Source organism: Micromonospora phytophila, assembly GCF_023656545.1.
Lineage (GTDB): Bacteria > Actinomycetota > Actinomycetes > Mycobacteriales > Micromonosporaceae > Micromonospora > Micromonospora phytophila.
The window spans coordinates 1-6,258 of the sequence record NZ_JAMOKF010000319.1 but is presented as its reverse complement, the minus strand read 5'-3'; the positions used below and the strand labels follow the sequence as shown (position 1 = coordinate 6,258).

The 6,258-nt window shown below is 71.2% G+C and carries 7 protein-coding genes; 6 read left to right on the top strand and 1 reads right to left on the bottom strand.

The window, feature by feature from the left end:
- Nucleotides 1–628: PfkB family carbohydrate kinase (locus NCC78_RS26060; protein WP_250797767.1), on the bottom strand; the 628-nt coding region annotated here is incomplete at its 3' end.
- Nucleotides 629–813: 185 nt separating this feature from the next.
- Here NCC78_RS26060 and NCC78_RS26055 point away from each other — a divergent pair.
- From NCC78_RS26055 to NCC78_RS26030, 6 genes are all read left to right on the top strand, one after another.
- The gene (locus NCC78_RS26055) at nucleotides 814–1,551 is read left to right on the top strand and encodes a GntR family transcriptional regulator (protein WP_250797765.1); all 738 of its coding nucleotides are present in this window, start codon (nucleotides 814–816) and stop codon (nucleotides 1,549–1,551) included.
- 152 nt (nucleotides 1,552–1,703) lie between these two features.
- On the top strand, nucleotides 1,704–3,101 hold the full coding sequence (locus tag NCC78_RS26050) for an extracellular solute-binding protein (RefSeq protein ID WP_250797764.1): 1,398 nt from the start codon (nucleotides 1,704–1,706) through the stop codon (nucleotides 3,099–3,101).
- A 4-nt stretch (nucleotides 3,102–3,105) separates the two neighbouring features.
- Nucleotides 3,106–4,023, top strand: a complete 918-nt coding sequence (locus NCC78_RS26045) for a carbohydrate ABC transporter permease (RefSeq protein ID WP_250797763.1) — start codon at nucleotides 3,106–3,108, stop codon at nucleotides 4,021–4,023.
- Nucleotides 4,020–4,904: a carbohydrate ABC transporter permease gene (locus NCC78_RS26040; protein ID WP_250797762.1), complete on the top strand. Its 885-nt coding sequence runs from the start codon at nucleotides 4,020–4,022 to the stop codon at nucleotides 4,902–4,904. The genes NCC78_RS26045 and NCC78_RS26040 overlap by 4 nt, the downstream gene beginning before the upstream one ends.
- Nucleotides 4,904–6,049 carry an ABC transporter ATP-binding protein gene (locus NCC78_RS26035; RefSeq protein WP_250797761.1) on the top strand — a complete coding sequence of 382 codons (1,146 nt, stop codon included), beginning with the start codon at nucleotides 4,904–4,906 and terminating at the stop codon, nucleotides 6,047–6,049. Before NCC78_RS26040 ends, NCC78_RS26035 begins: the two co-directional genes overlap by 1 nt.
- Nucleotide 6,050: 1 nt before the next feature.
- Nucleotides 6,051–6,258: hypothetical protein (locus tag NCC78_RS26030; protein WP_250797760.1), on the top strand; the 208-nt coding region annotated here is incomplete at its 3' end.

Here is a 6,258-nt window from a genome sequence, read left to right as displayed (position 1 = left end):
GCTCGGGGTCGCGGGTGCCGACGGCGATCTCCACCTCGTCGAGGTTGCCGACCGTCACGGTGACCTGCGGCAGCGCCTCGGCGATCGCGGCGGTGGCCGCCGCCGGGTCGGGCCAGAACATCGGCCGGTAGTCCAGGTCGAGCACGGTGTGCGGGCGCCCGCCGCGGACGGCCAGCGCGGCCGCGTGGGCGTCCCGGCTCGGCTGCTGGCACAGGCCGGTGCCGGTGAGCCAGAAGACGCGGGCCGCGGCGATCGCGTCGGCGTCGAGTTCCTCGGGGCGGATCTGCAGGTCGGGGGCGGTCGGGGTGCGGTAGAACCAGAGCGGGAAGTTGTCCGGCGGGAAGATCTCGCAGAAGGTCACCGGGGTGGGCAGTCCGTCGACCGGGTGGACCTGGCTGTCGTCGACGCCGAAGTCGCGCAGCGCCCGGTGCACGTAGTCGCCGAACGCGTCGGCGCCGGTGCGGGTGATCACGCCGGCCCGCAGGCCCTGGCGGCTCGCGGCGACGGCCACATTGGTGGGACTGCCGCCGAGGAACTTGCCGAACGTCTCGACCTCGGCCAGCGGCGTGCCGATCTGCAACGGATAGATGTCCACCCCGACCCGGCCGATGGTGAGCACATCGAGCATGCGGCGTCCTTCGTCTCGGCCGGCGACGCCGTGCCCGCCAGCCCTGTCCCTGATTGGAGCAGCGCGCTATGAGTTCTGTCAATGTATTGTCATGACATCTACCTCTGCGGTCGGTGACCACTTCGGTACAGTGGCGCCCATCATCGTGCCCCCGAGATTCCGCGCGTCCCCAGCGAGGAGGTGCCGTGGCCGGCCCCGAGATCGCGGTCGACCGGAGCAGCCCGGTCCCGCTCTACTTCCAGGTCGCGCAGCAGTTCGCCGCGGCGATCCAGCGCGGGGACCTGTCGCCGGGCGACCGGCTGGACAGCGAGCTGCAACTCGCCGACCGGCTCGGGTTGTCCCGCCCCACCGTGCGACAAGCGATCCAGCACCTGGTCGACAAGGGACTGATCGTGCGCCGCCGCGGGGTGGGCACCCAGGTGGTGCGGGGCGAGGTGCGGCGGGCGGTGGAGCTGACGAGCCTGCATGACGATCTGCTGCGCGCCGGCCAGCAGCCGTCGACCTCGGTGCTCGAACTGGCCACTGTGGCGTGCCCGGCCGACGTCGCCACCGCGCTCGGTGTGCCGGCCGGCAGCGAGGTGCAGCACCTGCGCCGGTTGCGGTTCTCCGACTCCGAACCCTTGGCGCTGATGGAGAACTGGCTCCCGGCCGACCTGGTCCGGCTCAGCATGGACGCGTTGCAGGCCAAGGGCCTGTACGCGATCCTGCGCGCCGGCGGCATGCGCATCCGCGGTGCCCACCAGCGGATCGGCGCGCGGGCGGCGACCGCGGCGGAGGCGCAGATGCTCGGCGAGCGGCGGGGCGCGCCGTTGCTCACCATGACCCGCACCGCGCACGACGACCAGGGCCGCTACGTGGAACACGGCGCGCACATCTACCGGGCCAGTCGTTACTCCCTTGAGGTGACCGTCGCCGAGCGGTGACGGTGAATGTTTCGCGCTCATTTCAGTGACAGGTATTTACGTCATCAGGCTGTCATGACATTGTGGCCGCAAGCACCGTCGGCGGCGGACGTGCGGCCGGCCGGCGACCCGCAAGTCTCTTCGAAGTTCCTCCTTGCGAAGGGAAGCAGCCCATGTCAGCCAAGCCGAGACGCGCAGCGGGAGTGCTCGCCGCGTTCACCGCCGTAGCCCTCGCCGCCACCGCGTGCGGCGACTCGTCCGAGCCCGCGGGCAAGGACGCCAAGAACATCACCCTCACCATCTCCGCCAACGCCATCGTCGGCGGCAAGAACTCCGCCGGGGCGGAGTGGATCGAGAAGTGGGTCATCCCCCGGTTCGTCGAGGCGCAGAAGGCCAAGGGCGTCACCGCGAAGGTGACGTTCGTGCCCAGCGGCGTCGATGACGAGCAGTACAAGACCAAGCTGGCCCTGGACCTACGGTCCAAGGGCGGCGCCGACGTCATCGCCGTGGACGGCATCTGGGTGGGCGAGTTCGTCCAGGCCGGATACCTCAAGCCGCTGTCCGAGGTGGCCGGCGACCAGGTCGACTCCTGGGAGGGATGGTCGCAGATCCCGGAGACCGTGCAGGGCCTCGGCTCCTTCGAGGACAAGCGCTACGCCATCCCGCTCGGCACCGACGGCCGGGTCCTCTACTACAACAAGAAGCTCTTCGCCCAGGCCGGCCTGCCGGCGGACTGGCAGCCGAAGAGCTGGCAGGAGATCCTCGACGCCGGCGCCAAGCTCAAGGCGCTGCCGGGGGTGACCCCGATCCAGATCAACGCCGGCACCGCGATGGGCGAGGCCACCTCGATGCAGGGCGCCCTGCCGCTGCTGGTCGGCGCCGGCGGCGAGATCTGGGCCGACGGCAAGTGGGCGGGCGGCAACCAGCCGGTCAAGGACGTGCTGGACTTCTACACGAAGGTCTACGGGGGTGGGCTGGGCGACCCGAAGCTCCAGCAGGAGGCGAAGGGACGCGACAAGTCCTTCGCGGAGTTCGCCGCCGGCAAGATCGGCATCCTGGCCGAGGGTGACTATTTCTGGCGCAGCGTCATCAACCCGAAGGACGGCATCGCCAAGATGGCCGACCGGGACACCACCGTCGGCTACGCGCTGATCCCGGCCAAGCAGCCCGGCGCCGGCATCCGCGGGCAGGACTTCGTCAGCATGTCCGGCGGCGGCGTGCGGGCGCTCAACCCCAACTCCAAGTTCCCCTCCCAGGCCTGGGAGCTGCTGGCGTTCATGCACTCGGCGGAGGCGGTCAAGGCCGAACTCGCCGGCGCCGCCCGGATCACCGCCCGGACGGACGTCAACAAGGAGGTCCTCGCCGCCGACCCGATGCTGAACTTCGTCGCCGAGAAGGTGCTGCCGATCACCGCGTACCGGCCGCCGCTGGCGGTCTACCCGCAGGTCTCCCTGGCGCTGCAGGAGGCCACCGCCGACGCGGCGTCCGGCAAGGCCGTCGACGCGACGGCCAGCGCGTACCAGAAGAAGGTCGAAGGGTTCGTCGGTGGCCCGGGTAACGTCACCTCCTGACGAGATGGTCGAGGGAGCGCGCCCGGTCACGGGCGCCTCCCCGGCCCCCGACGCCGCCGGGCTCGGCCGGGCCCGGGCCACCGGGTTCCTCGTCCCGAGCATGGTGCTCATCCTGCTCTTCCTCGTGGTGCCGGCCGTCTGGACGATCTACCTGGGCCTCACCAACTACCGGCTGACCGGCCTGGCCGCCGCCAACCCTCAGATCGTCGGCTTGGACAACTACACCCGGGCCCTGGGCGACGAGCGGTTCCGCACCTCGCTGGTGCTGACCCTGCAGTTCGTCCTCGGCTCGGCGGTCATCGGTCAGGCCGGGCTCGGGTTCGCCATCGCCTTCGCGCTGCGCGACCGCAGCGGCCCGCTGCGCCGGGTGGTCGAGGCCTTCGTCCTGCTCTCCTGGATCCTGCCCAGCTCGGTGGTCGCCTTCCTCTGGATCGCCCTGCTTGACCGGGACGCCGGCACCCTCAACGCGCTGCTCGGCATCCCCGGGACGGCCTGGCTGCTCGACCACCCGATGCTGTCGATCATCATCTTCAACACCTGGCGTGGCACCGCGTTCTCGATGATGCTCTACGCCGCCGCGCTGGAGAACGTCCCCCGCTCGCACCTGGAGACCGCCCGGCTGGCCGGCGCGTCGACCTGGCAGCAGCTGCGCGACGTGGTCTTCCCCCGCATCCGCGGGCACGTGCTGACCAACCTGCTGCTGATCAGCCTGTGGACGTTCAACGACTTCGCGCCGTTCCTCATCACCGCCGGCGGCCCCGAGCAGCGCTCGGAGATCCTGCCGGTCTACGTCTACAAGGTTGCTCTCTCCGGCGGCGAACTGGGCTTCGGCGCCGCGATCTCGTTCATCATGCTGCTGATCAACCTGGTCATCGCGCTGGTCTACCTGCGCATGCTGGGCCGCCGGAAGGAGAAGGCGTGAGCACCGCGACCCGCACGCCGCCCGCGCCGGCCACCGACCCGGCCGGCGAGGGCCCCACCATCGCCGTGCGCCACCTGCTGGCCCAGATCGGGCGCTACGTCTTCCTCTGCGCCGTCCTCGGGTTCTTCGCGCTGCCGCTGCTCTGGCTGACGACCGCCCCGTTCGACGACACCCCGACGGTCACCGCGTCGCTGCCGCAGTTCACCCTCGACAACTTCCGCGCCCTGCTGGACAACCCGTACGCGCTCAGCTCGCTGCGCAACTCGGTCTACCTGGCCGCCGGCACCGCGGCGCTGGTGGTGACGTTCGCGGCGCTCGCCGCGTACGCGCTGAGCCGGGTCCGGGTGCCCGGCCGCGACGCGCTGCTCTACGGGCTGCTGCTGCTCTCCTCGATCGTGACCGGCACGGCCACCATGGTGCCGCTGTTCGAGTTGGCCTTCCGGCTCAACCTGATCGACTCGCGGCTCGGCGTCATCCTGATCCTCAGCGGTGGGCTGCTGCCCGCGGCGATCTTCATCCTCAAGGACTTCATGGACTCCACGCCGACGTCCTACGAGGAGTCGGCGCGGGTCTTCGGCGCCAGCCCGCTGCAGATCATGCGGCACATCGTGGTGCCGCTGGTCCGGCCCGGGCTGGCCACCGTCGGCGTGTGGGCGGTGGCGAACGTGTGGGGCAACTTCCTGGTGCCGTTCCTGCTGCTGCGGAGCCCGGACAAGGCCCCCGCCGCGGTGATCATGTACACCCTCTACACCGAGGGCGGCCAAGCCGACCTGCGGTTGCTCTCCACGTTCTCGCTGCTCTACTCGCTGCCGGTGGCGCTCATGTTCGTCTTCGTCAGCAGCCGGTACGGGTTCCGCTTCCACGGAGGGATCAAGCGCTGATGTCCGCCATCACGATGCGCGAGCTGACCAAGGTCTACCCCAACGGGGTGCGGGCCCTGGACGCCCTCGACCTGGAGATCGCCGACGGCGAGTTCTTCGCGCTGCTCGGTCCGTCCGGCTGCGGCAAGACGACCCTGCTGCGCACCATCGCCGGGCTGGAGGTCGCCTCCGGCGGCAACGTGCACATCGGCGGCCGCAACGTCACCAACCTGCCCCCCGGCAAGCGGGACGTGGCGATGGTCTTCCAGGACTACGCGCTCTTCCCGCACATGACGGTGCAGGACAACATCGCCTACCCGCTGCGGATCAAGAAGATGGACCGCCGCAGCCGCGGCGAGAAGGCCGCCGAGACCGCCGACGAGCTGGGCCTCACCGCGCTGCTGCAGCGCCGCCCGGGGCAGCTCTCCGGCGGCCAGCAGCAGCGCGTCGCGCTCGCCCGGGCGATGGCCTGCCACCCGCAGGTCTTCCTCCTCGACGAACCCCTGTCCAACCTCGACGCCCGGCTGCGACTGGAGGCGCGCACCTTCCTCAAGCGGTTGCAACGCGAACTGGGCGTCACCACCGTCTTCGTCACCCACGACCAGGCCGAGGCACTCGCCCTCGCGGACCGGATCGCCGTCATGGAGGGCGGCCGGATCCGCCAGGTCGGCACCCCCACCGAAGTGTTCCGCCGCCCCGCCAACACCTTCGTCGCCGGATTCATCGGCTCCACCCCGATGAACCTGGTCGACGCCGAGGTGCACGACGGCGAACTGGCCGTCGCCGGCACGCGGCTGCCGGTGCCCGACGAGGCCCGGGACCGGGTGAGCGCCGGCGAGAAGCTCGTCTACGGGGTACGGCCCGAGTACCTGGACTACTCCCCCGAGCCGGCGCCGGGGGCGCTGAGCGGGCAGGTGGTCGTGGTGGAAAACCTGGGAAGCTTCTCGCTGGTCTCCCTCGACATGCCCAGCGGGGACGCCCCCGCAACGCCGGGGACCAGCCTCCAGGTCGTGGTGCCCGAGGGGCGCGAACCCGAGCCCGGCGACACCGGCTGGGTGGTGCCGCGGCCCGGCCGGTCGCTGCTCTACCGGGACGGCGAGCTGGTGAGCACGGCGGCTCCGCCGGCCGTGCCCGCTGCGCGGACCGGCGCCGACGCGGAGCGGTGACATGGCGGTGCACCGGGGCAAGTGGACGTTGCCGGACCGCGCCGAGAGCGTGCTGCGGTCGGTGCCGGTCACCGTGGCGCCGGGCACCGCCGCGCTCACCGTACGCCTCGACTATCCCCGGCAGGCCGGGGTGCTCGACCTCGGCTGCGTCGGGCCGGCCGGCTTCCGGGGCTGGTCGGGCGGTGCCCGCGACGGCTACACCGTGGCCG

Excerpts from the sequence above, each read along its gene's own strand:
- NCC78_RS26045 (WP_250797763.1), top strand. The coding sequence starts at position 3,106 with ATGGTCGAGGGAGCGCGCCCGGTCACGGGCGCCTCCCCGGCCCCCGAC.
- NCC78_RS26035 (WP_250797761.1), top strand. The coding sequence starts at position 4,904 with ATGTCCGCCATCACGATGCGCGAGCTGACCAAGGTCTACCCCAACGGG.
- NCC78_RS26050 (WP_250797764.1), top strand. The coding sequence starts at position 1,704 with ATGTCAGCCAAGCCGAGACGCGCAGCGGGAGTGCTCGCCGCGTTCACC.